Genomic DNA, 24184 nt, shown 5'->3' on the forward strand with positions numbered 1-24184 from the left:
CGTACCCGCCGACACTCCGATACCCGTCCATGCCGCGACGACACATGGACGGGCTCCGCCGTCCGCTCAAACCGGCGGACGAAACACGCGCGTCGCTGACGGCGCGCGTGCCTGCTGCTTCAGGTAAGCCAGCGCATCGTCGAGCTTCAGCACGTGCTGCTCCCCGCCTCTCGTCCGCAACGACACCTCGCCGGCGAGCGCCTCCTTCGGCCCCGTTACCGCGACGATCGGCGCGGCCAACTCCCGCGCATCGAAGATCTTGCGTGGCAAGCGTTCCGAACGAAAATCCCGCAGCACCCGGCAACCGATTTCTTCGAAGGCGAACGCCGTATCGTCGGCAAACGCGCGGTCGCCCTCCCCGATGTTCGCGACGACGATCTGATCCGGCGCCAGCCACGTCGGCAGCCACCCTTCATAGTGCTCGAGCAGAATCCCGATGAACCGTTCGAGGCTCCCGAGCACCGCGTGATGCAACATGACGGGCGTGGCCTTCGCACCGTCCTCCGCAACATAGGTTGCGCCGAGCCGCTCCGGCAACACGAAGTCGAGCTGGATCGTTCCGCACTGCCACTTCCGCCCCTGACGGTCGAGCAAATGAAACTCGAGTTTGGGGCCGTAGAACGCGCCTTCGCCCGCCAGGACCGCGAAATCCAGGCCCGCCGCTCGCGCAGCGGACGCCAGCATCGCTTCCGCGCGATCCCACACCGCATCGTCGCCGGCTCGAAGCGCCGGCCGCGTCGACAGCGCCACGTCGAATCCGTCGAACCCGAAGTCTGCGTAGATCGTCTTCAGCAGCACGCAGAAGCGCGCCACTTCGGCCTCGACCTGATCGGGCATGCACAGCACGTGGGCGTCGTCCTGCGTGAACGCACGGGCACGCATGAGGCCGTGCAATGCCCCCGACGGCTCCGCCCTGTGAACCGCGCCGAACTCCGCATACCGGACCGGCAGATCGCGATACGAACGCGTGCCTTTCCTGAAGACCTGTACATGGCCCGGGCAGCTCATCGGCTTCAGGCAGTATGGCTTGCTGTCGCTCTCGAGCGAAAACATGTTTCGCCCGAACTTCTCCCAATGACCGCTCTGCTCCCATAGCTCGCGCGAGACAATCTGAGGTGTCCTGACTTCTGCGAAGCCGGCCTGCCGCATCCGGACACGAATATATTCCTCGACGACGCGAAAAAGGATCATGCCGCGCGGATGCCAGAAAATGGCGCCCGGGCTTTCATCCTGCTGGTGAAACAGATCGAGCCTGTTGCCAAGCACTCGATGATCGAAATCGTCCATCACGTTCTCCGTTGACGTCAGGTGCCGGTCGAACGGAGCATGAAAAAAGCCCCGTCCGTTTCCGGCGGGGCTTCTGGGGATGATCGACGCATGGATCTACGACGTGCAACCTCCCCCCAGCCCGCCATTGGCGGTCGTGGTGGTGGTCGTGGTGGTCGTGACGAAACGTGCGTTCATGCGATGAATCTAGTCAACCTCGTGCCGCCTGTCAATCAGGCGTTCGAATTTACCCGAATGAATCGCGTCGCACGATCGCGCTGCGCCGGCGATCCGCTGTACCGGACCGCAAGCAGTCACCCGGAAGGGCGACGCCCGTCGGCACTTGCGCCGACGCTGCCTCCGTTCCGACCAGTTTGGTCATCCCGCTGATCACGCCGACGTGATCCTTCGGCGCCCGATCCGCGGCCACCCAGCAACCCGCCGCGACCGTGGCGGGAACACAGGCCGGGCAGATCCGGCGCGAAACCCGCGAGGCTGGCGGTATCGGTTCCGACATGAACAGGGAACAGCAGTCGACAGATATCACGAGTAGACGCAGGGGCAGAACAGGCTCGCCCAGAGAAAGTAGCGTCAAAAACTACAAGCTGAAATAAATGCTGCCGGGGCTTCCAGCAGGCAGCGCGACGTGAACGTCAATCGAACAAAGCAGATGTTCGGAGCGAATGCCAACGGCAGCGACTCTGACGTCGCGGCAGAAATGGCCCTCGAAGCGGCTCGCCAAAATTCACTCGTGTGGGCATGGATTAGTGAGCGTATCGATAACGATATCAGAGCGAGAAACAGCACAAGTCAATCCGCAAACCCAAGCCCGGACCAATCCGTGAGTCAGCTTTCTGATCGTTCTGGGCGCGCGAGTTTCTTTCAACTCGTGTGTCGACCTTTGATGAGCAAGTCGTTTCAGAAGGGCGCACTGAAGACCTGCTGTGTTACGTCACAGCGCTCAATAACAGGTACAGCGGGATAGCGGCGGATACACCCGTCGCGAGCATACAAAATGGCGACTAGCCAACACGGGTTGCCGGCGCGGACGCGAGCGAAGTTTGCCTGCCTGAGGACAACGCTTGGCCCGGCTCACACAGGACGCCCCGAAGTGCTTTCCTTCGACTTGACCGTCGATGGGACGCTCGTCTCTATCGTCACCTGGATGGGCCGCATCTGGAAAAATACCCAACTCGTCGTGCTGCTCGCGCGAGATTCTCGTCAGCCGCCCTGCCTTGGCATTCAGTCGGCTGGAACCGCCGATAAGATTCCGCTGCCCATTACCGCCCTCACGACCATGAAAATCGCCGCTTCTCGAAGAGGGCCAAAATCAGATCGCCGAGTTAGGTAAAATCCCACTTGTGTCCGCTCACTCGTCACATCAAGGTGATGAAAAATAATCAAACAGACCGAGGCGCGCTCTTCCTGAATGACAACGCGATACCAGGCTGCTACGAGACCATCATTCGCGAGAATTACAGAGTGGAAGGGGATATCGGGTGCCTTCAAAGGGCAGTCTGCCCATTTTCGACATGCGGACCGGAAAACCCACGCGCTAGATACCGCTTGTCCAATATATTGTTCATCGCTATTAGTCGCATTTCACGAGAATGTTCAATTCCCCTCCCGATCTACGCCAGTGGTACTACTTCGTGGCAGTTGCTGAAGAGCGGCACTTCGGTCGCGCGGCCGTGCGCCTTTCAATCACCCAACCTCCCCTCTCACAGGCAATTCGTTCCCTGGAGCGGGAACTCGGCGTCGTTTTATTTGCGCGCACGAACCGAACGGTTGCGCTCACCCCGGTCGGCGAAGCGTTGCTCCCCGAGGCGCGCAAACTGCTCGCTGAGGCTGAAGCGCTTCCGCGACTCGCGCAGAGCCTCGCGCGCGGCGAAACCGGGAAACTGTCATTCGCATTTGTTTCCATTGCCGATTACGGGCTCCTGCCATCGCTGCTACGCGAATTCGGCGCCCGCTATCCGCTAGTGCGGCTACAACTCACCGAAGCGACAAGCGACGTCCAAATCGACGCGCTGGTCGCAGGCCGCATCGACGCGGGCCTGATTATCCCGCCAGTATCGCCGCGCTACGCGGCTGAAATATCGTATTTTCCGGTCTTGAGCGAACCACTCGTGCTCGCGATGCCGGCCGGCGCGTCGAACGCACCCGAGGACGTACCCATTCATCTGCCAGACGTCGCAGCGCTTCCGCTCGTGATTTTCCCGCGGCATCTCGCGCCGGCTTTCTACGACACCATTATGGAGTGCTACAGTTCTGCCGGCGTCGTTCCTCGCATTGGTCAGGAGGCGATCCAGATGCAAACAATCGTCAGTCTCGTTTCCGCCGGCATGGGCGTCGCCCTGGTTCCGCAATCGCTTCGCAACTTGCGACGCACGGGCGTCGTCTATCGCCCTCTGGCACACGGGCCATCCATCGTTGAAACGGGTCTTGTGTGGCGGAAAGACGATATCGGGCACGTCCTCGCCAGCTTCATCAACATCGTGCGAACCCTCGCACCTCAAACGAGACAAATTTAATCCCGAGAACGGTCAACGCTCGAGACCGATTCGCCATCCGCTCACGGCTCGACCATCCATACGTGCGTCAATACGCGCGCTCGAGTTGCTCGGTCATTTAAAGCGTCGGGCATGCTCGTCCATTTGTCGGCGCCGTCGCATCCGATCGAAACGACCGCTTGCTCGTCCATCTTCCGGGTAGAAACGCAGCACCCCGTCCGGTAGCCGGCCAACCAAGCATGGCATCCGTTGCCAACGCAAACAAAGAAGCCCCGCGTATCGGGGCTCCGTCCCACCAGTCCCACCAGTCCCACCAGTCGCATCCACGCTGGATCACACTTGCAACGCCTACGGGAGCGCGCGCAATGCAGCCCCCGCGGCACTTCGTCGAGCGTCGGGTGCGCGTGGATCGTGCCGCCGATATCGGCCACCGGCACACCCACCTCCGGCAACTGCAAGCGCATCGCAGCCGGTGCGCGCACCGCGGCGGGCACGCACCGGCCGCCGGTCAGGCCTTGCCGTGCCCCAGCGATCCGGGGCCGGACGAAAATTCGCGCACGCCGTCGCGATTGATGCCGAAGCCGAGGCCCGGCGCATCCGGCAGCGCCAGCGTGCCGTCCTGCTCGGCCGGCAGGCCGGTAAACAGGTTCCGGCAGATCTCCACCGCGACAACGTGCCACTCGACCGACCCGCCGTTCGCGAGCCCGCCGTGCAGGTGCATGTTGTGGAACGGGAACGTGCCGCCGTTGTCGATCGGCACGCCGAACGCCTGCGCGAGCGCGGCCGCACGCGCCGCGACCGAAAAGCCGCCGCACACGCATACGTTGGGCTGCAGGATGTCGACGGACTCGTTCACGAGGAAATCGCGGAACCGGAACAACTGCCCCTCGCTCTGCCCGGTCGCGACCGGAATGCCGCCGCGTTTTCTCAGGTCGGCGAGCTTGACGGGATCGTTGTCGGCAATCGGCTCCTCGAAAAAGCCGATGTCGCAGTCGGCCACGCGTTCGGCGAGCCGCAGCGCGTGATAGTGGTCGAGCCCGCAATTCGCGTCGATGTAGATTTCCGCGGCATCGCCCACCGCATCGCGGACGGCCCGCACGCGCGCCACGTCGTCGGCGACGACCTGGTCGAGCGGCCGGCCTTCGTTGCGGCGCGCCAGCGCGTGATAGCCGACGATCATCTTGATGCGTCGGTGCCCGGCGCCGACGAGCGCGCGCGCGGCATGCGTCAGCTCTGCGCGCTCGAGCGACGCGAAGCCGAACGTCGTGTACAGCGGCACCACCGGGCGCGCGCCGCCGAGCATTTTCCATACCGGCATGCCGGCGATCTTGCCGATCGCGTCCCAGACCGCGATGTCGATCGCGGAGATCACGTGCCCCGCGTAGCCGGTCTGCCCGCGCGGGCACAGCAGCCAGTAAAGCTTGTCGAGAATCCGCTCGCGCTCGACGACGTTCATCCCGACCAGGTTCGGCGCGGCAACGTGATCGATCGCGGCGGCCACGACCGCTTCGTCGGTGATCGCCGTGAAGCCGTGGCCGGTCACGCCCTGCGACGTCTCGATTTCGACGATGACGCCCGACAGCTTGCCGGACAACCGGACACCGGCGATCTCGGCGTCGCCGCGCGCGAACACCGGCGTCGCGGTCATTTTCACGATGGTGTGCTGCATGTCTGCTCCGTTTTGTTTTGATGAGTGCAACAGGACTTCGTCAGGCCGCGCGTTCGCGCGGCATCACCGGCTCTGCGCGCGACGCAGCACGAACGTGACGCCGATGCCGGTCAGCAACCCCCAGAACGCGCCGCCGATGCCGAAGAACGCGTGGCCGGCGATCGTCACGAGGAAGGTCAGGATCGCGGCTTCGCGCGCCTCCTTGTCGGTGAATGCGTTGAGCAGCGCGCCGCCGAGCGCGTTCATCAGCGCGAGGCCCGCAACGGCCTCGATGATGATCGGCGGTGCGACCGCGATGAAGAGCGTCGCCGCGCTCGCGGCCAGCCCATACACGATGTACGCGGCGCCGCACACGATGCCCGCCCAGTAGCGGCGCGATTCGTCGGGGCCGGCCTCGTCGCCCGCGCACAGCGCGGCGGTGATCGCGGCCAGCCCGATCGGCGGTGCGCCGAACGGCGCCGCCAGCAGGCTGCACAGCCCCGTGGCGGCGAACAGCCGCGACGCTTCGGGCCGGTAGCCGTTCACGTTGAGCACCGCGACGCCCGGAATGTTTTGCGACGCCATCGTCACGATGAACAGCGGCACGGCGACGCTCATCATCGTCTCCGCCGAGAACACCGGCGCGACGAGCGCGAGATGCGGCATCATGCCGTCCGCACCGATGCCTCCCGTCTTTGCGATGAACGCGATCACGATCAGTGTCGCGACTGCCGCGCACGGCACCGCGAGGATCTTGCGGATCCGCATCATGACGACCCAGACGAGCAGGATCGGCGCGACGACCAGCGGGTACCGCGCGAGCGCATGCACCGGTGCGACGCACAGGTTCAGGATGATCCCGGCGAGCATCGCGTTCGCGATCGGCAACGGGATCTTCGAGATCGCGCGGCCGAGCGGCTTCCACAGCCCGGCCAGCGTCAGCAGCACGCCGGTCAGCACCAGTGCCCCGACCGCCGCCGGATAGCCGCCTTTCACCGCGCCCAGGCCGAGCAGCAGCGCGGCACCGGGCGTCGACCACGCGACGCTGACGGGCATCCGGGTCCGGACGCTGAGCACGATGCCGGCCAGCCCCATCACGATCGACACGGCCATCAGGCCCGACGCGGCCTGCGCGCGCGTCGCGCCGACGTTCGTCAGCGCATTCACGATCAGCGTGAATGTCGACGCGAACCCGACGAACGACGCCAGCGCGCCTGCGCCGGCCGCGCGTGCCGAGAACCCGCGTTCGGTTTTCATTTCCGCGATACTGCTCATCTGTCCTCCGTGGAATGGATTCGGTACAGCAGCGGCCTCATCGCGCGTCGCGCGCCGGCTCGCCGCACTCCTGGTTCAGCGTTCCCGCGTGATACGCGGCGAGGAACGCGTCGAAATTGCCGATCTGCGTGCGTTCCAGATCGGCCTGGCGGCTCAGCGACTCGGCCGCCGTCGCATCGAATCGCGCCTTCAGGTCAGCCGGCAGCGGCCGCGCGCGGAAGTCCCCGGTATGCGTACGCGACTGCCGCATCCCGAACGCAAAGCACGCGCCGCGCGGGTCGTCGCGCAACGTGTGCAGCGCGTCGAGCACAAGTGCCGACGGCGTCGCCCGCGGATCGTCGAGCTTCGCGTATTGCGCATCGAGCGCCGCGGTCGTGCGCGTGTCGCCGCGCTGGAGATCCAGCACACCGGCCGCCTCGTGAACGCGTGCGAGCAGTTCGTGCGCCCAGGTGCGCAGCGCAACGCGTTCGCCGCCGCGCTGCAGTTCGAGCCCCGGGCGCCGGCCCTCCCGTGCAACCGTCGCGAAATTGCGCCGGCACGTGTCCTGTTCGGCATCCGTGAAGCACGGGCTGTCGTCGAGCGCGCAGAACAGCAGGAATGCGTCGACGAAGCGCAACGTCGTCTCCGCTACGCCGTGCGGTGCAAACGGATCGATATCGAGGCACCGCACTTCGACGTACTCGACGCCGCGGCCGCGCAACGCATCGAGCGGCCGTTCACCGCTGCGCACCGTGCGTTTCGGGCGAATCGCCGAATAGAACTCGTTCTCCATCTGCAGCAGGTGCGTGCTGAGCTGCAGCCACTCGCCATCGCGCTTCGCACCGATCGCCTGGTACTCGGGACACGGCTGCGCGACGGCCCGCGCGAGCCCTTCCAGATAGGCCGGCAATGTGTCGAGGCACGGCGCGAACGCGCCCTGCACCCGGTTCTGGTAACCGAGGTCGCTCATGCGCAGGCTCGTCGCGTACGGCCGGTACAGCGTCTGTGCATCGAACGTGTCGAGGTCGTGCAGGTCGCCCGCGACGAAGCCCGCGCACAACGCCGGCGACGCACCGAACAGGTACAGCAGCAGCCAGCCGTAGCGGTGGAAATTGCGGATCAGCGCGAAATAGCCGGCCGAACGCGCGTCGTGCCCGTCGCGGCCGGCCGGCGTGCGCCCGTCGCGCAGCAGCGGCCACACGGCATCCGCGAGCGAATAGTTGTAGTGAATCCCGGCGATGCACTGCATCGCCTTGCCATAGCGGAACGCGAGCCCGCGCCGGTACACGTGCTTCAGGATGCCGAGGTTCGACGTGCCGTACCACGCGATCGGAATGCGGCGATCGTCGTCGAGCGGACACGGCATCGACTGGCTCCACAGCAGCTCGTCGCCGATCGCATCGCACGCGTAGCGATGCAGCTCGTCGAGCCGCTCGATCACGTCGGCGGCGTCGTGCTGCGGCGGCGTGACGAACTCGAGCAGCGGCTCCGCATAGTCGGTCGTGATCGACGGGTGCGTGAGCGCCGCGCCGAGCGCGCGCGGATGCTGCGTCATCGCGAGCCGGCCGGCGGCATCGACGCGCAGCGTCTCGCGCTCGACGCCGCACAGCCCGTGGCCGAGCAACGGCAGGTGGGCCGCGTCGCTCAGCACGCCCAGCCGGCGGCGATAGGTCGTCGTCATCCACGTGTGTCTGGGTGAAGCTTCATGGGTCATTACGGTCTCCCGTCACGAAATCGGATGCGGCGCCGCTCAGTCGAGCGGGCTCTTCGGCCGCGGCAGGCCGATGTTCTCGCGCAGCGTCGCGCCTTCGTAGCGCGTGCGGAACAGGCCACGCCGCTGCAGCTCGGGCACCACCATCGTCACGAAGTCGTCGTAGCCGTCGGGCACCGTGTAGAACACGACGATGAAGCCGTCGCATGCCTCCGTCATCAGCCACTCCTCCATCTGGTCGGCGATTTCCGACGCCGTGCCAACCATTTCGCCGGTGCCGGATTCGGCGGCCCGCTTCGCAAGCTCGCGCACCGTCAGCCCCTCGCGACGCGCCAGCGCCGCCCATTCACGCTGGTTGCCCTGCCCTTGTTCGGTATGCGGCAGCTCCGGCAACGGCTTGTCGGGATCGAATTTCGAGCAGTCGACGCCGAGCCGGATCGACAGGTTCGGAATGTTGCTGTCGACGTGCACGAGATCGTCCATGTAGCGCTTCTTCGCCAGCGCCTCGGCACGCGTGCGGCCGACGTACACCTGGTTCGCGGGCAAGACCTTCAGATGGTCGGGATTGCGTCCGGCCGCGACCGCGCGCGACTTCACGTCGCGATAGAACGCGCGGCCCGTCTCGATGCTGCGTGCGTTGCCGAACACGAGATCGGCCGATCGCGCGGCCATGTCGCGCGCCTCCTCGGACGCCCCGGCGAGCGCGATCACCGGCCAGCCCTGGACCGGCCGCGCAACGTTGAGCGGCCCCTTCACCGAGAAGAACTTGCCCTTGTGGTTGAGCGGCCGGATCCGGTCGAGATCGGAGAACACGCCGGCTTCCTTGTCCATCACCAGCGCATGATCGGACCAGCCGTCCCACAGCCCCGTCACGACCTGGAAGAACTCTTCCGCGCGCTCGTAGCGTTCCGCGTGCCGCAACGCCGTCTCGAGCCCGAAATTGAGCGCGGCTTCCGGATTGACGGTCGTGACGATGTTCCAGCCCGCGCGCCCGCCGCTCAGGTGATCGAGCGACGCGAAACGGCGTGCGAGCAGGTACGGATCCTCGTAGCTCGTCGTGCCGGTCGCGATCAGGCCGATGCGGTCGGTGCACGCGGCGATCGCCGACAGCATCACGAGCGGGTCGTACGACGTAATCGTGCCGCTGCGCTTGAGTGCGTTCGGCGGCATCGGCATCACCGCCAGATGGTCGGCCGTGAAGACCGCGTCGAAGCATGCATGCTCGAGCTTCTGCGCAAGCGACCGGATGATCGGCCAGTTGAAATTTGCGAGCGTCGGCGCGCTGGGATGCCGCCACCACGCGGTGTGCAGGCAGATCGGTCGCATGAATCCACCCAGGCAGAGTTGCTTCGTCATACGGGGTTCCTCGTCGTCGGAATGGGGCGCAATGCGTGCGGGCCGCGCGCGGCGGGCCCGTCAGCGCGCGTCGTTGAAGCGGGCGAAGCCGGCCTCCAGATCGCCGATCAGGTCGTCGGCGTTTTCGAGACCGATGTGAAAGCGCACGCACGGGCCGCCCGGATCCCAGTGCGACGCGGTGCGGTAGGCCGAGCAGTCGAACGGCATCGCGAGGCTTTCGTAGCCGCCCCACGAATAGCCGAGGCCGAAATAGGCCAGCCCTTCGAGCAACGCGGCGACGGCCTGCGCGGGTGCCGGCCGGAGCACGACGGAGAACAGCCCGGTCGCGCCACTGAAGTCGCGCGCCCACAGCGCATGGCCGGGATCGTCCTCGAGCGCCGGATAACACACCCGCCGCACTTCCGGGCGGGCCGCGAGCCAGCGCGCCACGCGCAGCGCATTCGCCTGGTGCTGGCGAATCCGCACGCCGAGCGTGCGCACCCCCCGCAGCGCGAGAAACGCATCGTCCGAGCCGATGCACTGCCCCGTGTCGCGCTGGTACTGCTCGAGCGCGGGCAGCGCGCGCGCCGACGCCGACACCATGCCGATCATCACGTCGGCATGGCCGGCGAGATACTTGGTGCCGGCCTGGATCACGAGATCGGCGCCGTGCGCAAACGCATCGAAGAACAGCGGCGTCGCCCACGTGTTGTCGAACAGCACCACCAGCCCGCGGTCGTGCGCGAGTGCGGCGAGCGCAGGCACGTCGCACATCTCCATGCTCTGCGACGCGGGCGCTTCGAGATACAGCGCGCGCGTGTTCGGCCGGATCAGCGCGGCGAGCGTGTCGACCGACGCGCACGGATCGAAGTACGTAGTCTCGATGCCCGCGCGCCGCAGCACGCCGTCGCACAGCTGCCGGGCCGGCCGGTACACCGCGTCCGTCATCAGCAGATGGTCGCCAGCCGACAGGCACGACGACAGCGCGGTCGTGATCGCGGCGAGCCCCGACGGACACAGCACCACGCCGGCGCCGTGATCGAGCGCAAGCACCGCGTCCTGCAGCGCGGCGGTCGTCGGCGTGCCGCGCCGGCCGTAAACGTATGGCTGCGTGTAGCCGAGCAGATCGGCCACGCTGGGCGCGAGCACGGTCGAGCCGCGATAGACGGGCGGATTGACGAAGCCGTGATGCGCGGCCGGCGCGCGGCCGCCCGTGACGAGCACGGTGTCGACCTGCGCGTCGGCTGCCGGACGGATCGGGGCGGGCCGCATGATCACCCCTTCACGATGCGCACCGCACCGCGCGCGGCGCTGGTGGTCATCGCCGCATACGCGCGCAACGCACCCGACACGCGGCGCTGCCGCTTCTCCGGCTGCCACGCGCGTTCGCCGCGTTCTTCCATTGCCGCACGACGACGCTGCAACTCGTCGTCGTCGACGACGACACGGATCGAGCGGTTCGGGATGTCGATCTCGATCACGTCGCCGTTCTCGATGAGGCCGATCTCGCCGCCTTCGGCCGCCTCCGGCGACACGTGCCCGATCGACAGCCCGGACGAGCCGCCCGAGAATCGGCCATCGGTGATCAGCGCGCACTGCTTCGCGAGCCCTTTCGATTTCAGGTAGCTGGTCGGATACAGCATTTCCTGCATCCCGGGCCCGCCCCGCGGCCCCTCGTAGCGGACGATCACGACGTCGCCCGGGCCGACCGCACCGCCGAGGATGCCCTCGACCGCCTCCTCCTGCCCCTCGAACACGCGTGCGATCCCGGAAAAGCGCAGCATCCCGCCGTCGACGCCGGCGGTCTTCACGATGCAGCCGTCACGCGCGATGTTGCCGAACAGCACCGCGAGCCCGCCGTCGCGCGAGAATGCATGCTCGGCGTCGCGAATGCAGCCGGTCTTGCGGTCGAGATCGAGCTCGTCGTAGCGGTTGTCCTGGCTGAACGCGACGTGCGAACGCACGCCGCCCGGCGCCGCGCGATAGAAGCGCGCGACCGAATCGACCCGATTGCGCATCACGTCCCAGCGCTCGAGCATGTGCGCGACGCTCGGTGCATGAACCGTCGGCAGCGTCGTATTCAGCAGCCCCGCGCGATCCAGTTCGCCCATGATCCCGATCACGCCGCCGGCGCGATGCACGTCTTCCATGTGCACGTCCTGCACGGACGGCGCGACCTTGCACAGCACCGGCACGCGGCGCGACAGCCGGTCGATGTCGGCCATCGTGAACGGCACTTCGCCTTCGTGCGCGGCGGCCAGCAGGTGCAGCACCGTGTTCGTCGAGCCACCCATCGCGATGTCGAGCGTCATCGCGTTCTCGAATGCATCGCGCGTCGCGATCGAACGCGGCAGCACGCTCGCATCGTCCTGCTCGTAGTAGCGGCGCGCGAGATCGACAATCACGCGGCCGGCCTCGAGGAACAGCCGTTTGCGCTCCGCGTGCGTTGCGAGCACCGAGCCGTTGCCCGGCAGCGCGAGCCCGAGCGCTTCGGCCAGACAGTTCATCGAGTTCGCAGTGAACATGCCCGAGCACGAGCCGCAGGTCGGGCATGCGACGTTCTCGACCGCGCGCACCTCGTCGTCCGATACCTGCTCATCGGCGGCCACCACCATCGCGTCGATCAGGTCGAACGACCGCCGCTTTCCGCGGAAGGTCAGCTTGCCGGACTCCATCGGCCCGCCCGACACGAAGATCACCGGAATGTTGAGGCGCATCGCGGCCATCAGCATCCCCGGCGTGATCTTGTCGCAGTTCGAGATGCACACCATCGCATCCGCGCAGTGCGCGTTCACCATGTACTCGACGCTGTCGGCAATGAGTTCGCGCGACGGCAGGCTGTACAGCATGCCGTCGTGGCCCATCGCGATGCCGTCGTCGATCGCGATCGTGTTGAATTCCTTCGCGACCGCGCCGGCCGCTTCGATCTCGCGCGCGACGAGCTGGCCGAGATCCTTCAGGTGGACGTGGCCCGGCACGAACTGCGTGAACGAGTTGACGACTGCGATGATCGGCTTGTCGAAATCGGCGTCGGTCATTCCGGTCGCGCGCCACAGCGAGCGAGCGCCGGCCATGTTGCGTCCGTGGGTGGAAGTACGTGAACGATAGGTAGGCATCCTGATCCTCGGTTGATTCGATTCGAAAAGGTCGGCGCGGCCGGCAAGCAGCCCGCCGTCAGTGCGGCCGGCCGGCCGCACCCCAGTTGTTGTCGTTCTTCGCGAGCGTCGGCAGCACGAACGACAGGATCTTTCTCCGGTCGAGATCGGACGACACGCTGAGCTTGTATTCGAGCGCGGTCAGCTTGATCACGATGGACCTGAGCGCCTGGGTCAGGCGTTCGTAGCCCCCTTCGAAATAGAGTGTTTCGCCACGCTGCGCGATCACGCCGTGACGAGACAGGTAATGAAACAGCGCGACGGACGAGCGCGCGTCGTAGTTGTCGAGCGGCGGCGCCTGCAGCGGGTAGCGGATCAGACGCTCGGCCAGGATGTACTGGATCGATGCGCGCAGCACGCGATCGTCCGAGCGCAGCCGGAACAGCGCGAGGATCGACAGGATGTCGACGCGCAACTCCTCGGCGCCGGCACCGTTGCGCGTACTCTTCGCATCGAGGTACTCGGGAATCGGCAGGAAGCCCGTGCGATGGTGGTATTCGTGCAAATGCACCCAGATCGCGCTGGCCTGCGTCAGCAGTTCGTCATCGGCCGCGAGCAGGTCCGGAAAGGCCGTCGGCGACCATCTCGCCTCGATCGCCGGGCGCGTGTAGCGTTTGAAGCGCTCGACGAACTTGTCGATGAAGTAATACGCCTTGTGATAGGCGTGCAGATCGGCATCGATGAAGTTCTCGCCGAACACGGCGACCGCCAGCGGATTGCGGAAGCCGTCCGTGCACATCCGGATCTGCACCGGCAGCGCATTGCCGTCCGGCGCGATTTCAAGCACGCTCGGCGGAATCGGCACGGGTGCGATGGCGGCCGCCTCGAGAAACGCGTCGGCGTTGTACGGTACATCGAAAAAACCGAGGATGAAGCTAGGGTCAACCGAGTACGTCAGGTCCAGCAGGCGCCCCGATGCGAGGCAACGGTTTTCCAGCGTCACGAGCAGCGCGCGCACGTGCGGATTGTCGGCATAGTTGCCGAGGTGCGTCCGTGCGCATTGCGCAATGCGCGTAACGTCGGTGCGAAAGCCGCCCGCGAGGATCTCGCTCCGGCAGCGGTTGGTGGCTTGTACGATTTCGCGTTTCATGTGAGTCGTCCTGTCGGCGCGCGTCGTTATACGACGCGGAATTCGCGCTGCAGATAGACGAGCGCGTCGTCGTCGGGCGCCGCGCAATGCAGCGACACCACTTCGCCCACGAGCAGCTCGTGCGTCGCGGCGCTCATCGATGCCACGAGCCGGCAGTCGAGCGCGATGCGTGCACTCGCCAGCACCGGCGCGCGCGTCGCGAGCGTGCCCCATTCGCCCACCGAGAAGCGCTCGTCGCGTGCGTGCGCGGTGCGGCCCGCGAACACGTCGGCGAGAAACCGGTCGGCCGCGCCGAGCGTGTTCACGCAGAACACCTCGTTCGCGATCAGCCGCTGCGCCGACACGCTGTCTCGATTGACCGACACCAGCACCGTCGGCGGCGCGTCCGACACCGACAGCACGGCGGTCGCCGTCATGCCGCAGCGCCCTGCCGGCCCGTCGCTCGTGAGTACGTGAACCGCCGACGCAACGCGGCACATCGCGTCGCGAAAGCGTTGCGGCGAAGCGCCGATCGACTGGTCGGTGAACAGCGCGGGTTCGTTGTGGATCATGTCCTGTCTCCGGGATGCATTGGGGGAAACGCCGCGCTACCGGTTCACCAGCGCCTTCGGCAACGACAGCGCGAGCAGCCCGCCCAGCGCCATGCAGCCGGCCATCATGTAAAGGCCTGCGTCGTTCGATCCGGTCACCTGCCTGAGCAGCCCCATCAGATAGGGGCCGAGGAATCCCGCGAGATTGCCGATCGAGTTGATCATCGCGATCCCGGCGGCCGCCGCGGTGCCGCCGAGAAAAGCGGTCGGCAAGCTCCAGAACAATGGAATCGCGGTGAGGATGCCCATCGTCGCGAGCGTCAGCGCCGCGATCGCGAGCCCGGTCTGATGCGCCCATCCGACCGCGAGCACGAGCCCGATCGTGCCCATCGCGCCAGGCACCGCAAGGTGCCAGCGCCGCTCGCGCTGCCGGTCCGAACTGCGCGCGATCGCGATCATCGCGAGCACCGCCAGCGCGTACGGCACCGTCGACAGCAGCCCGATCGTCAGCGGATCGGCCACACCGGTCGCATGAATGAGCGTCGGCAGCCAGAACCCGACGCCATACAGGCCGATGACGAACGAGAAGTAGATCGCGCACATCAGCCAGACCCGCGGATTCACCATCACGGCGCCCAGCGACAGATGCGACTTGACGGCTTCCTCCGCGTTCACGTTGCGCTCGAGCAGCGCGCGCTCGTCGTCGCTCAACCATTTCGCCTGCGCAATCCGGTCGTCGAGCAGCGCATACACGAGCACGCCTGCGACGATCGACGGCAACCCTTCGAGCAGGTAAAGCCACTGCCAGCCGTGCCAGCCGTTGAGCCCGTCGAACGCCTTCAGGATGTAGCCGGACACCGGGCCGCCGACGACCCCCGACAGCGCCACGGCCGTCATGAACACCGTCGTCATCCGCCCGCGCCGGTGCGCCGGATACCAGTAGGTCAGGTACAGGATCACGCCCGGGAAGAACCCGGCCTCGGCGGCGCCGAGCACGAAGCGCATTACGTAGAACGCCGCCGGCGTCGTGACGAACATCGTCAGCGCGGATATCGCGCCCCACGTCACCATGATCCGCGCGATCCAGACGCGTGCGCCGACACGATGGAGAATCAGGTTGCTCGGTACTTCGAAGATGAAGTAGCCGAAGAAGAAGATGCCGGCGCCAAGCCCGTAGGCCGCATCGGACAGCCCGAGATCGCCGGCCATCTGCAGCTTCGCGAAGCCGACGTTGACGCGATCGAGATACGACACGAGATAGCAGAACAGCAGCAGCGGCATCAGCCGCCACGCGACCTTGCGATAGGCTGCTTCCTCCGAAACCCGCAATGCGGGCGATACGGTCGATACAAGCGTCTCCATGATTTTTCCTTTCTTTCGATCGGTTATTTTTTGTTGCGCACGGCGTCCGGATTCCGGCTTGCGCCGCTCGGCATCGGGCCGCGTCGCCCAGCGCGGCCGAGCGCAGCCGTCACGTTCGCGCGCGCAGGATGCCGCGGGCCGCACGCCTGCGTGCGACGTCCGTTCAGCGGTTCGTCGAATCCGGTTCGGGTGCTGCGGATCAGGTGCGCATCGGTGTCGCGATGGCCGGTCGCGACAGCGCGACGCCCCCGGGGGCTCGTTGTACGTCGTTGTGCCCGGGAACCGCGTCGCCGGCAGGATGGAACGCGCGCAGCGCGCGCGGGTAGTCGAAAGCGTTCTTCATGTTCAGCCTTTTGCTCACATGCCCGCTTAGGGCTCCTTTACAACGTTCGTCGACGTTCGAAGTCGAGAACGCACCGCTGGACCGGACGCCCTTGTGGAGCCTCCGGTACCGTGATTCCATCCGGCCGCGCACGGCGTGCCGTCACTGCATTGCTGGCGGGCGATCGCGCAACCCGGCGATGTAGGCGACCGTGCTGTCCCGATACGACGTCGACACGCCCGCATCGGCCAGCCCGCGCACCAGCAGGTCGCGATAGCGTGCACTCGGCGCGGCGTCGCAGTCGAGCGTGACTGCACCGCGATACGTCAGCGCGTGCACGCGCTGCCCGCCCTGCTCCGACACCTCGACCGCGCACCGTACGTAGCGGCCGAGATGCACGCCTTCGCGGCGCTCCAGCGCGGCGAGCATGCCCATCGGCAACCGGTACAGCGCCCCCTCGACGATTGCGCCTGCAGCCGGTTCGATGTTGGCGCAGCAAACCGGCTCGTTGAGCGACGCGTAGTTGAAGGCGAGACGGTGGTCATCGAGCCGCGCCGCGCCCGCGAAATACGGCGCCGCATCGCATCCGAGCGAGGTCGACAGGCTCGCGAGATTCATGCACGAGCCGTACGCGAAATACGCGAAATGCTCGCCGCTCAGCAGGTCTTCCGTCGTCATCGTGTCGCGTCCCGGGTCGTGACGTTCGAGGTTGGACAGGCGCGCATCAGCATGAAGAACCTGCAGCGCGCGGCGTACCCAGCACGTAGTGGTCGTAGATCGCCGCGACCGACGCGATCGAGTCGAGCACGAAATCGCCGATCGGAATCTCGATCCTGAGCGTCTGCTCGATGAACAACACGAAGTGCACGAGCGACAGCGAATCGAGCAGGCTGGCATCGAGCAGGTTCGTCTGCGCCGTCACACGTGCCGGGGCGCCCGGATCGATGCCGGCCAGAAACGTCTTCACGCTGTCGATCAATTCGTCGAGACTCATCATCCGCATCACGATTACGCTCCAGAAACTTTCGTTCGTCCCGTCCCGCATGCATCGCGCCCGCCGGCGACATTCGCATCGAGCCGCACTATCCTTCACATCGTCTTTCGTTTTTGACTTTCGAGCGGGCGTCATGCACCATGCGACGCGTCGACACGACAACCCGGTCAGCTTCCCGATTCATATAAATAGGACACTTAACCAATATGAAAACTCATACGTTGTTCTACTGCCCCGGCCACCTGTCATTTGCACCGCACGTCATCCTGCGCGAGCTCGGCGCGCCGTTCGAACTCGCACTCGTCTCGATCAAGGACGGTGCAACGCAGAGCGCCGAATTCCGGCAACTCAACCCGAAAGGCAAGGTGCCCGTGCTGCACACCGGCGACGATGTGCTGACCGAGTCGTCCGCGATCCTGCTCTATCTCGGCATGCGCTATCCCGAGGCCCGGCTGCTGCCCGATACCGCGATGGGCGTCGCACGTGCCGTCGAGTGGATGAACTGGCTCGCGTCAGTGCTGCCCGGGACGGTCGCGCTCAATTTCCATCCGTCGCGCTTCAGCGACGACACGGCCGCGCACGACGGTATCCGTGCGAAAGGACGCACCGGCATCCTCGCCGCGTACGCGCAAATCGACGAACGGCTCGCCGCGCACGACTGGGCACTCGGCGAGCATTACTCGATCGTCGATCCGATGCTGCTGATCTTCTTCAAATGGGGGAACATGCTGAAGCTCGACATGCGCGGGTTCGCGCATTGGGCTGCGCATACGGAGCGCATGCTCCGCCGCCCTGCCGTCGCGACCGCGCTGTCGGTCGAACAGATCTCGGTCTGGGCGTAATGGCGAAACCGGGTCGGGCATGTGCCCGATCCGGAGTGCTGCCCGCGTCCGTCGCGTCTCCTTCATCTTCTCAGGTCCTTTTCGCCGCTTTTCTTTCTTTGTTGCCCCGGCCTGGCCCACGGACATTATTTTCAATGCCCGGCCGACCCGTGCCACGACTCCGGGAACAGGAGCCGCGACCGCAATCGTGAATGGCGTTCGCTCGTGTCACCTGGCCCCTTCGGCACAATTTCCGCGATCACGGCGAATGCGTGAACAATGCAGCATCCATTTCGAGACGTCCAATATATTTTCGACAACCGATTGAGTCGCGAAAAATATCAATCCGGCGATTCCAGCCTCGTCGGAAACAATCACGCACCTTCTCGCCGATCACCAAACACGGCAAACGTATCGGCTGGCATGTAGATGGAGGGCAACAGATTGAGAAGCCGGACATCTTTTCGGAGAGACAACAACAACTGGGGCCCCTCAGAAAAAGGGACTTTTCCGCCCGATAAAAATCAATGACTTGGCCATATTTTTTGAAACAACCCCATGCTACCCAGCTCGGAAAAAATGTCCTTGGGTATGGGATTTCTCAGAGAATTCGTCTTTGGGAATGTCGCCCGCCTGCATCGGAGTATTCCGGTAGAACCATCCGATGAATGATTTGCCGTGTGCCGCTGGTTTCCGGAAGTCGCGCAGGATCCGAGCCCCAGCGAAATACCATGGCCCATCGTCGGGTAAGGCATGGTCCGGCCACGATCTGCGCCCGAAACGGCTCGCTGGCAAGCCGCTCGACTACTATCCGGTCGAGCGAGCAGCGAAGCCGTGGTGGCTCGACAAGGACGCCTGACGCATAGCGACAGATATCTCGGGTTCGATCGAGCATGCGCCCCTGTCGGCCAAGCGGCCCGGGAACAGCAATCCGCCTGGGTATCGGTGGCGTCGAAGCGATCGGATGGCGCCTGTTGGCCCCGCGACTGTTCAACCGCGGTCTGTCGCAAGACACATGAGAGCGCATTTGCCTGCATCCTGGTGCCGAGACAGCAGAGGTTCGCTTTCCGACGCGACGCTTGTCCAGTCCATGACCTGCTTGATCGCTTGCGAACCGGGTCCGTGGCTATGGGGCGCTACCGATCGGAAAGAGGTCGAGCGTACCGTCCCCAGGATCGTATATGTGGAGGCGATACATCCTCGCGGCGTAGCAGAACTTGGGAATCCTTCCCCCAAGACGCCTAGAATTCAGTCATGGCTGCATTCCACAAGGAGGCTGTCATGACTCAGTCGATGATTGGTTGGGTGGTTGGTCTTGCGGTGGTCGCGGTGGTTGCCCTCGCGTTGGCGCGCCGTTACCAGAGCGAACATCCCGGTATGGAAGTCGGTCAGTGGTTGGACTCGCATCACCTGGGGTGGCTGCATCGCAAACATTGACGTGCCCACGCTGGCGGCGACAACCCCGCCTTGCCGAAGTTTACCGGGGGCCAAACGCACGGATGCAGGCGGGCGGGTGTAGTCGACCATGTCGTTGTCTTACCAGGGGTCCTGGCAAGGAAGGCATCATGGATGATGAAGTGTGTACGACCCATACGCACGTGGCACGCCTTCGCGTGGTGAAGACCGTGTCTGGGCGCTATCGCGGAATCGTCCACGTGCACCGCATTGGAGAGGATCCTGACTCCTCTGAGCAACACGATACCGAAGGGGATTTTTCGACGGACGTAGAGGCGCGTGACGCCGCTCGAACGCTCGCGCGCAGTTTGCTCGACGAGCAAATCGAGGTGCACGAAAAAGCGCAAGGAATCGATTGAATCTGCGTCGGCGGATTGGTCGCTACGCAGCGTCGCTCGACAACGCGACGTCCATCAGCGCGTAGCGCGCCAGTCGCACAATGCGGCCGCTCGTCCGTTGGTCTGCTTTGAGAGCACGGAAAAAAGGAATGCCGGCGCTACGGTGCAATTTTCCCGTGACCGGCAGCATGGCATCGGCTCGCTCAATATCGGATCGGGACGCGAGTCTCCGATTGACGCGCGCGCCCATGCATTGCTGTTCGACAAAGAGTCGTCTCAAAGAACCGCGTCGAGCATCCAGTGTTCGCCTCGGTTCCGGTCGATGATGTCTTCTGCGTAACGTTGCGAGGCCCGGCGTGCGTCACCGGCACTGGCAAATGGCGCACCGTCGACAAGCTTGAAGGTCTGGCTCCGGGTCAGCGTGGTGTCGGTGCCGCGCAGGCAAACCTTGACCGCCGCGTCGAAACCGGCTTCGTAGTTGTGAGTACGGCCGGCGCCTGCGTGAAAGTGAGGGTAGATCAGCGGATATATTTCGAATCCGCGATAGGTACACATACTCATGATGAACTCCTGGTGATTGATGGCTACAAACTGCGTAGACGAGCGCAATCAATCCTGTATCGACGCTACATGGTCAGCGTCGAACAAATCGGTTTCGAGGCGCACTGGGCGAAGCCCGTTCGTCTTTGTGCCGGAAATTGATACGTCCTTTGGTCAGGTCATAGACCGACAATTCGAGCCTGACCTGATCGCCAACGAGAATGCGAATGCGGTGCTTGCGCATGCGGCCCGATGCGTACGCCGCAACGACCGCGCCGTTTTCCAGGGTGACGCGAAACCTGCTGTCCGGAAGCACCTCATTCACTACGCCGTCCAATTCCAGCAATTCTTCCTTTGCCAAATCAATTTCTCCAATCGATGTGACGCACCGCAATCGCAGTGGCGTGCGGATCTCCGCCCCCCGACAGGGCGCGGCTTCATTGCAAATACGAGATTGACCATGCGTGGGGAGCGCGTACCAACACGACATGCGGGCCACGCCCTGTCCGGCCGCTAGCGCGTCCCGGTGGAGCGCTTCTTCCCGCTCGATCTGGCGGGCGCAGCGGGTGCCTTCGGCGGCACCCAGTTCAGCGCCGCGCCGAGCACCGGCCAATCCTTGGAGCGCCGTGGTCTCGCGAGTGATCGCTTGTTGCGCAACTGACTCTTGGTCAAAGTTACCTCCGTACGCGTCGATCGCAAACTCACGATGAATGAGCCGTCCAGTCGTTCGTCGCCGGACGCGCGGCGTCCCCACCTTCTTCCTTGTGGTGTACGTTCGCACATATCCGTGCAAGTCGTCTCGACGCGAAACGGTAGTCGCAGGAGGACCGGGGGCGTCTGCGGCGGATGCGAAAGATCCCGACCGATGACTGCATGACCGACCCTGTACACAGGATCGGAGAATGATGTGGATTACTGAGGAGTGATGTTCGATGCCTGCAGACCCTTGGGCCCGTGCTTCGTCTCATAGCTGACCTTTTGACCTTCGGCCAGCGTCTTGAAGCCATCGCCGCGAATCTCCGAGAAGTGCGCGAACAGATCATCGCCGCCGCTGTCAGGCGTGATGAAGCCAAAACCCTTGTTGTCGTTGAACCACTTGACGGTACCGGTATCCATGGAAACTCTCCTGATATTGGACAATATGCATGCGCCCCGATAGGGGTGCACGAAAAAGGATCAAGGAGGGAGAGGACAACGAATACCGCGTTCCGCGGTCAGTGATGAGCAGCAATCACGCTTCTTGAAGGCTTCAGACACCCACCCTACGCGGGGCCAAACACCCTGTCAAGCTGTTTCGGTCGGAGCATGTCGGGTGGGAGCGCAAGAAGACGCCGCGATCGGCGAAGCTCGCCCCGGTTGCACATCTTTGTCTCCATGGCTTCGAGTTGTTTCGAATTTCTAAGCGAAATTTCGACGATACCGTCAGGGCACCATCGCTCCGCGTACTGGCGATTGTTCACACGTGACGGAACCGATGCGTCCCCGCGCCCGATCGGGGCCGCAAGCCATGCGGCGGTTCGCGCAGAACTTTCGCTGTACAAGTTCGCCAATGGGCGTAGCATGGATTCGTTGACTGACTCGCTACCGATTCCCGCGCCACTCAAGGCGCGCCCCCCTCCGAACGTGATCGGGCCTCTCATCGAAACCGCGCAATGCGGACGAGCGCGACACGTATCGCCTTCCTATACGAAGCGTCTGATCGATGCGTGTCTTCAGGGCATGAGCGTGTTGGATAGCGCGTCCCGACCTCTTCCTCTGTCCATCCTGCTTCTGCGTCCGCGGCGGCGCCACAGCTCGAGCACGCCTGGCGCATGGCGTGCCGGCATCGGCGGGAGACTGGAAATGAACAGGAAAGACCTGTTGAAGTGAATTCGACACGATGGTTCTGGCGTCATCGAGCAGTTCCTGCCGTATGACGCTCGTGCCGAGCTGGATGACGTCATTCTCGATCGTCGTCATGAAATCGATGAGGATGCCTTTCTGATGTTTCTCTCGATCCGCGCGCTGTTGCGCAAAGGCGGAATGTCGAGCTGAGAATCGGGCCCGGAGGCAGGTCATATCATGGCATTCCTCGATATTTGATGGTCCCGGTCGCGACGAAACGCTCGCGGTGGCCACTGGTCCCGCAGCAACTGAAGGAGGAAGGAAAATGCAGCTCGATTCAACCCGATTCCATATCGACCCGACACCGCGCAGAGCCGACGGGGAATACATGGCACACGCGCGGATCAGCATCAATCGTTCGGATGGCAGCGAGTATGACGTGCAACTGAGCGGAGATCTGGCTGGCTTCGATGTGCGCGAGGACGCGATTGTCTTTGCGAAAAGCTGGGCCCTCGAATGGCTCGAGGCGTATTGGGTCGACGATCTCCCAGCGTCGATGATTTGAACTTCGGGTGGCACGCCAGCCACCCGCGCAGGAAGCGCCTCCATTGCGCCGCTCGTCTTTCCCGCGCTCACGCCATCGGGCCGCACGAGTCCCACGCCCACGAAGTCCGCGACTCTCGTAAGCCGGACTTCCTCCCAGGTGCGGCACGTCGCGTCGGGAAATCATTCCAGTCTATCGAAGGCACCCGCTTCGAGATCTTTCCTGAAATGCTGTAGCCAGTCGCTTTCGTCGCCGACCACGTATTCCCTCGCAATCTGCGTCGAGAACCTGGTTATGGTGACATAGCCCTGCAGACCGAGGTTCTCATCACCCTTCGGGTCGGTCGTATCGGTTTCCTGCAGATCGAAATCGCCCTCTGCCAAACCACGGCGCGCCAGGGTCGCCAGAAAGTCTCGGTGTTCATCCGGTTCGATCAGCCGCATATTCAGCCCCCTTGTGTTCAGCGCAGATGTCGCGGGGCTCGATGTCACGGGGGGCCGACGGCACCCGCTCAGGCGTTGAAATCATGCGCACTGAACCCATGCGGTGTACATCACGATCCCCGACATACGGCGCTACCAGACAGCAAGCATCATTGCCTGCGGTTTTATCGTCTCGGTCCTTTCATGCTTTCCGACTCCATGGCCGCATTCCGCTCTTCACTCGCCTCGATGGGGTCCATCGCTTCGTCAACCGACGCCGTTGCGCGCTCAGCAGCCGCTTTGGTTTCGTCTTCCGGGGAGTCGGCATCGCTGTTGCTGTCACCCGGGGGGAGCAGCATGTCCTTGAGCATCGCGCTCAGCTCCGGCGTGTCCCACGGCAGGCCACGGCTGGTTCGGACCTTGATGTAGTGCCTCACTTCCGCGTCCTGCTCCGCAGTTAGCGGCAGCCCCCGGAAGGTGCTTTTGGGGTCGGGGTCTCTCATCACTGTCTCCTACTGCTATAGCGTCTTCAGTGTAGTCCCATTGCGACCATGAGAGCCGTGACCGCAGCGCTCATTCGTTGAATCGAGTGCCATGCGTCGCTGCGGCAGGCAACAGGCGGCCATCAGCTGCCGCTGGCTGCCTACGTCGCGATGACATTCGAGCCGCCGTGTCCCTCGGTTAAGCGGCATTCCGCCCAGGATTCCGTTCGCGAGTACGTCCCCTGGTACCGCAGGCAGTGTCTCCAGCCGCAGGCTGACTACGCACACGATATCCAGGCGCGGGGCGTTCAGGCAGGCGCCCTCTACGTTCACGACCTTCATCCGGGCCGGTAACGCAGTTGCAGCCGTCGCAGATATCCTCCTTCGTCGTTCATGACCGACTAGTCCTGCGGACTGCGAATGGATTTAGCCAGGCACCCGGACGATATTGGAGCAAGACAAATCAGCGACGGCCGGTGGCAGCAACTGGCCGACGCGGTTCAGGGGATGCTCGACAATGCGAGCGATGACATGGCGCAGGCAGGCTTTAACCGATCCATATGCACGTGGCATGTTGA

At 64.4% G+C, this 24184-nt stretch carries 24 protein-coding genes; 6 read left to right on the forward strand and 18 right to left on the reverse strand.

Annotation, left to right across the window (positions count from 1 at the left end; translation table 11 throughout):
* Nucleotides 1-66: 66 nt before the first annotated feature.
* Complete coding sequence (gene thrS, locus ACWMMN_RS31675; RefSeq protein WP_486423649.1) at nucleotides 67-1287, reverse strand: threonine--tRNA ligase; 1221 nt, start codon at nucleotides 1285-1287, stop codon at nucleotides 67-69.
* A gap of 1090 nt (nucleotides 1288-2377) precedes the next feature.
* Between thrS and ACWMMN_RS31680 the strand changes: the two genes are divergently transcribed.
* Together ACWMMN_RS31680 and ACWMMN_RS31685 are read left to right on the forward strand one after the other, a co-directional pair.
* Nucleotides 2378-2617 (forward strand): hypothetical protein, encoded by a 240-nt coding sequence (locus tag ACWMMN_RS31680; protein ID WP_486423650.1) that lies wholly within the window; start codon nucleotides 2378-2380, stop codon nucleotides 2615-2617.
* 259 nt (nucleotides 2618-2876) lie between these two features.
* Entirely contained in the window at nucleotides 2877-3800 is a 924-nt protein-coding gene (locus tag ACWMMN_RS31685; RefSeq protein ID WP_059238119.1) for a LysR family transcriptional regulator, read from the forward strand.
* 487 nt (nucleotides 3801-4287) lie between these two features.
* Here the strand turns inward: ACWMMN_RS31685 and ACWMMN_RS31690 are convergent, their stop codons facing one another.
* From ACWMMN_RS31690 to ACWMMN_RS31745, 12 genes are all read right to left on the reverse strand, one after another.
* On the reverse strand, nucleotides 4288-5448 hold the full coding sequence (locus tag ACWMMN_RS31690; RefSeq protein ID WP_059238122.1) for a mandelate racemase/muconate lactonizing enzyme family protein: 1161 nt from the start codon (nucleotides 5446-5448) through the stop codon (nucleotides 4288-4290).
* A 63-nt stretch (nucleotides 5449-5511) separates the two neighbouring features.
* Entirely contained in the window at nucleotides 5512-6702 is a 1191-nt protein-coding gene (locus ACWMMN_RS31695) for a benzoate/H(+) symporter BenE family transporter (protein ID WP_059238123.1), read from the reverse strand.
* A 37-nt stretch (nucleotides 6703-6739) separates the two neighbouring features.
* A complete protein-coding gene (gshA, locus tag ACWMMN_RS31700) occupies nucleotides 6740-8362 on the reverse strand; it encodes a glutamate--cysteine ligase (protein ID WP_174994021.1) in 1623 nt (540 codons plus the stop codon).
* 69 nt (nucleotides 8363-8431) lie between these two features.
* Entirely contained in the window at nucleotides 8432-9748 is a 1317-nt protein-coding gene (locus ACWMMN_RS31705; protein WP_059238127.1) for an LLM class flavin-dependent oxidoreductase, read from the reverse strand.
* Nucleotides 9749-9808: 60 nt separating this feature from the next.
* Complete coding sequence (gene metC, locus ACWMMN_RS31710) at nucleotides 9809-10999, reverse strand: cystathionine beta-lyase (RefSeq protein WP_059238129.1); 1191 nt, start codon at nucleotides 10997-10999, stop codon at nucleotides 9809-9811.
* A 2-nt stretch (nucleotides 11000-11001) separates the two neighbouring features.
* Nucleotides 11002-12843, reverse strand: coding sequence for a dihydroxy-acid dehydratase (gene ilvD, locus ACWMMN_RS31715; protein WP_174993991.1), 1842 nt, complete (start codon nucleotides 12841-12843; stop codon nucleotides 11002-11004).
* Between the two features lie 58 nt (nucleotides 12844-12901).
* Nucleotides 12902-13972 (reverse strand): DUF6421 family protein, encoded by a 1071-nt coding sequence (locus ACWMMN_RS31720; protein WP_226196145.1) that lies wholly within the window; start codon nucleotides 13970-13972, stop codon nucleotides 12902-12904.
* 26 nt (nucleotides 13973-13998) lie between these two features.
* Complete coding sequence (locus tag ACWMMN_RS31725; RefSeq protein ID WP_059238133.1) at nucleotides 13999-14523, reverse strand: flavin reductase; 525 nt, start codon at nucleotides 14521-14523, stop codon at nucleotides 13999-14001.
* A gap of 36 nt (nucleotides 14524-14559) precedes the next feature.
* The gene (locus ACWMMN_RS31730) at nucleotides 14560-15864 is read right to left on the reverse strand and encodes an MFS transporter (protein WP_486423651.1); all 1305 of its coding nucleotides are present in this window, start codon (nucleotides 15862-15864) and stop codon (nucleotides 14560-14562) included.
* Between the two features lie 199 nt (nucleotides 15865-16063).
* The gene (locus ACWMMN_RS31735) at nucleotides 16064-16207 is read right to left on the reverse strand and encodes a hypothetical protein (RefSeq protein ID WP_155627242.1); all 144 of its coding nucleotides are present in this window, start codon (nucleotides 16205-16207) and stop codon (nucleotides 16064-16066) included.
* A 141-nt stretch (nucleotides 16208-16348) separates the two neighbouring features.
* Nucleotides 16349-16864 (reverse strand): gamma-glutamylcyclotransferase family protein, encoded by a 516-nt coding sequence (locus tag ACWMMN_RS31740; protein WP_340625525.1) that lies wholly within the window; start codon nucleotides 16862-16864, stop codon nucleotides 16349-16351.
* Between the two features lie 46 nt (nucleotides 16865-16910).
* Entirely contained in the window at nucleotides 16911-17189 is a 279-nt protein-coding gene (locus tag ACWMMN_RS31745) for a phosphopantetheine-binding protein (protein ID WP_196486645.1), read from the reverse strand.
* 197 nt (nucleotides 17190-17386) lie between these two features.
* On the opposite strand from ACWMMN_RS31745, the gene ACWMMN_RS31750 reads away from it, so the two are divergent.
* The 3 genes from ACWMMN_RS31750 to ACWMMN_RS31760 all read left to right on the forward strand — a co-directional run bounded on the left by ACWMMN_RS31750 (nucleotide 17387) and on the right by ACWMMN_RS31760 (nucleotide 19815).
* On the forward strand, nucleotides 17387-18022 hold the full coding sequence (locus tag ACWMMN_RS31750; RefSeq protein WP_059238139.1) for a glutathione S-transferase family protein: 636 nt from the start codon (nucleotides 17387-17389) through the stop codon (nucleotides 18020-18022).
* A gap of 1233 nt (nucleotides 18023-19255) precedes the next feature.
* Nucleotides 19256-19438 carry a hypothetical protein gene (locus ACWMMN_RS31755; protein ID WP_059238141.1) on the forward strand — a complete coding sequence of 61 codons (183 nt, stop codon included), beginning with the start codon at nucleotides 19256-19258 and terminating at the stop codon, nucleotides 19436-19438.
* Between the two features lie 128 nt (nucleotides 19439-19566).
* Nucleotides 19567-19815, forward strand: coding sequence for a hypothetical protein (locus tag ACWMMN_RS31760; RefSeq protein WP_486423652.1), 249 nt, complete (start codon nucleotides 19567-19569; stop codon nucleotides 19813-19815).
* A 255-nt stretch (nucleotides 19816-20070) separates the two neighbouring features.
* On the opposite strand, the gene ACWMMN_RS31765 is transcribed toward ACWMMN_RS31760, so the two are convergent.
* From ACWMMN_RS31765 to ACWMMN_RS31775, 3 genes are all read right to left on the reverse strand, one after another.
* Entirely contained in the window at nucleotides 20071-20355 is a 285-nt protein-coding gene (locus ACWMMN_RS31765) for a hypothetical protein (RefSeq protein ID WP_059240859.1), read from the reverse strand.
* 73 nt (nucleotides 20356-20428) lie between these two features.
* A complete protein-coding gene (gene infA, locus ACWMMN_RS31770) occupies nucleotides 20429-20695 on the reverse strand; it encodes a translation initiation factor IF-1 (protein WP_081051969.1) in 267 nt (88 codons plus the stop codon).
* 551 nt (nucleotides 20696-21246) lie between these two features.
* Nucleotides 21247-21450: a cold-shock protein gene (locus ACWMMN_RS31775; protein ID WP_059238145.1), complete on the reverse strand. Its 204-nt coding sequence runs from the start codon at nucleotides 21448-21450 to the stop codon at nucleotides 21247-21249.
* Between the two features lie 1033 nt (nucleotides 21451-22483).
* Between ACWMMN_RS31775 and ACWMMN_RS31780 the strand changes: the two genes are divergently transcribed.
* Nucleotides 22484-22723: a hypothetical protein gene (locus ACWMMN_RS31780; protein WP_059238147.1), complete on the forward strand. Its 240-nt coding sequence runs from the start codon at nucleotides 22484-22486 to the stop codon at nucleotides 22721-22723.
* Between the two features lie 161 nt (nucleotides 22724-22884).
* Here the strand turns inward: ACWMMN_RS31780 and ACWMMN_RS31785 are convergent, their stop codons facing one another.
* Both ACWMMN_RS31785 and ACWMMN_RS31790 read right to left on the reverse strand, forming a co-directional pair.
* Complete coding sequence (locus tag ACWMMN_RS31785; protein ID WP_059238149.1) at nucleotides 22885-23145, reverse strand: hypothetical protein; 261 nt, start codon at nucleotides 23143-23145, stop codon at nucleotides 22885-22887.
* 164 nt (nucleotides 23146-23309) lie between these two features.
* Nucleotides 23310-23627 (reverse strand): hypothetical protein, encoded by a 318-nt coding sequence (locus tag ACWMMN_RS31790; protein WP_059238152.1) that lies wholly within the window; start codon nucleotides 23625-23627, stop codon nucleotides 23310-23312.
* Nucleotides 23628-24184 lie beyond the last annotated feature (557 nt).

It is taken from the genome of Burkholderia cepacia complex sp. TUM26381, assembly GCF_057439935.1.

Coding starts and splice junctions, on each gene's coding strand:
- ACWMMN_RS31720 (WP_226196145.1), bottom strand. CDS start 13,972: ATGAAACGCGAAATCGTACAAGCCACCAACCGCTGCCGGAGCGAGATC.
- ACWMMN_RS31760 (WP_486423652.1), top strand. CDS start 19,567: ATGGATGATGAAGTGTGTACGACCCATACGCACGTGGCACGCCTTCGC.
- gshA (WP_174994021.1), bottom strand. CDS start 8,362: ATGACGACGACCTATCGCCGCCGGCTGGGCGTGCTGAGCGACGCGGCC.
- ACWMMN_RS31755 (WP_059238141.1), top strand. CDS start 19,256: ATGGCTGCATTCCACAAGGAGGCTGTCATGACTCAGTCGATGATTGGT.
- ACWMMN_RS31745 (WP_196486645.1), bottom strand. CDS start 17,189: ATGCGGATGATGAGTCTCGACGAATTGATCGACAGCGTGAAGACGTTT.
- ACWMMN_RS31695 (WP_059238123.1), bottom strand. CDS start 6,702: ATGAGCAGTATCGCGGAAATGAAAACCGAACGCGGGTTCTCGGCACGC.
- ACWMMN_RS31705 (WP_059238127.1), bottom strand. CDS start 9,748: ATGACGAAGCAACTCTGCCTGGGTGGATTCATGCGACCGATCTGCCTG.
- thrS (WP_486423649.1), bottom strand. CDS start 1,287: ATGGACGATTTCGATCATCGAGTGCTTGGCAACAGGCTCGATCTGTTT.
- ACWMMN_RS31730 (WP_486423651.1), bottom strand. CDS start 15,864: ATGGAGACGCTTGTATCGACCGTATCGCCCGCATTGCGGGTTTCGGAG.
- ACWMMN_RS31785 (WP_059238149.1), bottom strand. CDS start 23,145: ATGCGGCTGATCGAACCGGATGAACACCGAGACTTTCTGGCGACCCTG.
- ACWMMN_RS31690 (WP_059238122.1), bottom strand. CDS start 5,448: ATGCAGCACACCATCGTGAAAATGACCGCGACGCCGGTGTTCGCGCGC.
- ACWMMN_RS31735 (WP_155627242.1), bottom strand. CDS start 16,207: ATGAAGAACGCTTTCGACTACCCGCGCGCGCTGCGCGCGTTCCATCCT.
- ilvD (WP_174993991.1), bottom strand. CDS start 12,843: ATGCCTACCTATCGTTCACGTACTTCCACCCACGGACGCAACATGGCC.
- ACWMMN_RS31740 (WP_340625525.1), bottom strand. CDS start 16,864: ATGACGACGGAAGACCTGCTGAGCGGCGAGCATTTCGCGTATTTCGCG.
- metC (WP_059238129.1), bottom strand. CDS start 10,999: ATGCGGCCCGCCCCGATCCGTCCGGCAGCCGACGCGCAGGTCGACACC.
- ACWMMN_RS31780 (WP_059238147.1), top strand. CDS start 22,484: ATGCAGCTCGATTCAACCCGATTCCATATCGACCCGACACCGCGCAGA.
- ACWMMN_RS31790 (WP_059238152.1), bottom strand. CDS start 23,627: ATGAGAGACCCCGACCCCAAAAGCACCTTCCGGGGGCTGCCGCTAACT.
- ACWMMN_RS31750 (WP_059238139.1), top strand. CDS start 17,387: ATGAAAACTCATACGTTGTTCTACTGCCCCGGCCACCTGTCATTTGCA.
- ACWMMN_RS31725 (WP_059238133.1), bottom strand. CDS start 14,523: ATGATCCACAACGAACCCGCGCTGTTCACCGACCAGTCGATCGGCGCT.
- ACWMMN_RS31685 (WP_059238119.1), top strand. CDS start 2,877: ATGTTCAATTCCCCTCCCGATCTACGCCAGTGGTACTACTTCGTGGCA.
- ACWMMN_RS31765 (WP_059240859.1), bottom strand. CDS start 20,355: ATGAGTATGTGTACCTATCGCGGATTCGAAATATATCCGCTGATCTAC.
- ACWMMN_RS31775 (WP_059238145.1), bottom strand. CDS start 21,450: ATGGATACCGGTACCGTCAAGTGGTTCAACGACAACAAGGGTTTTGGC.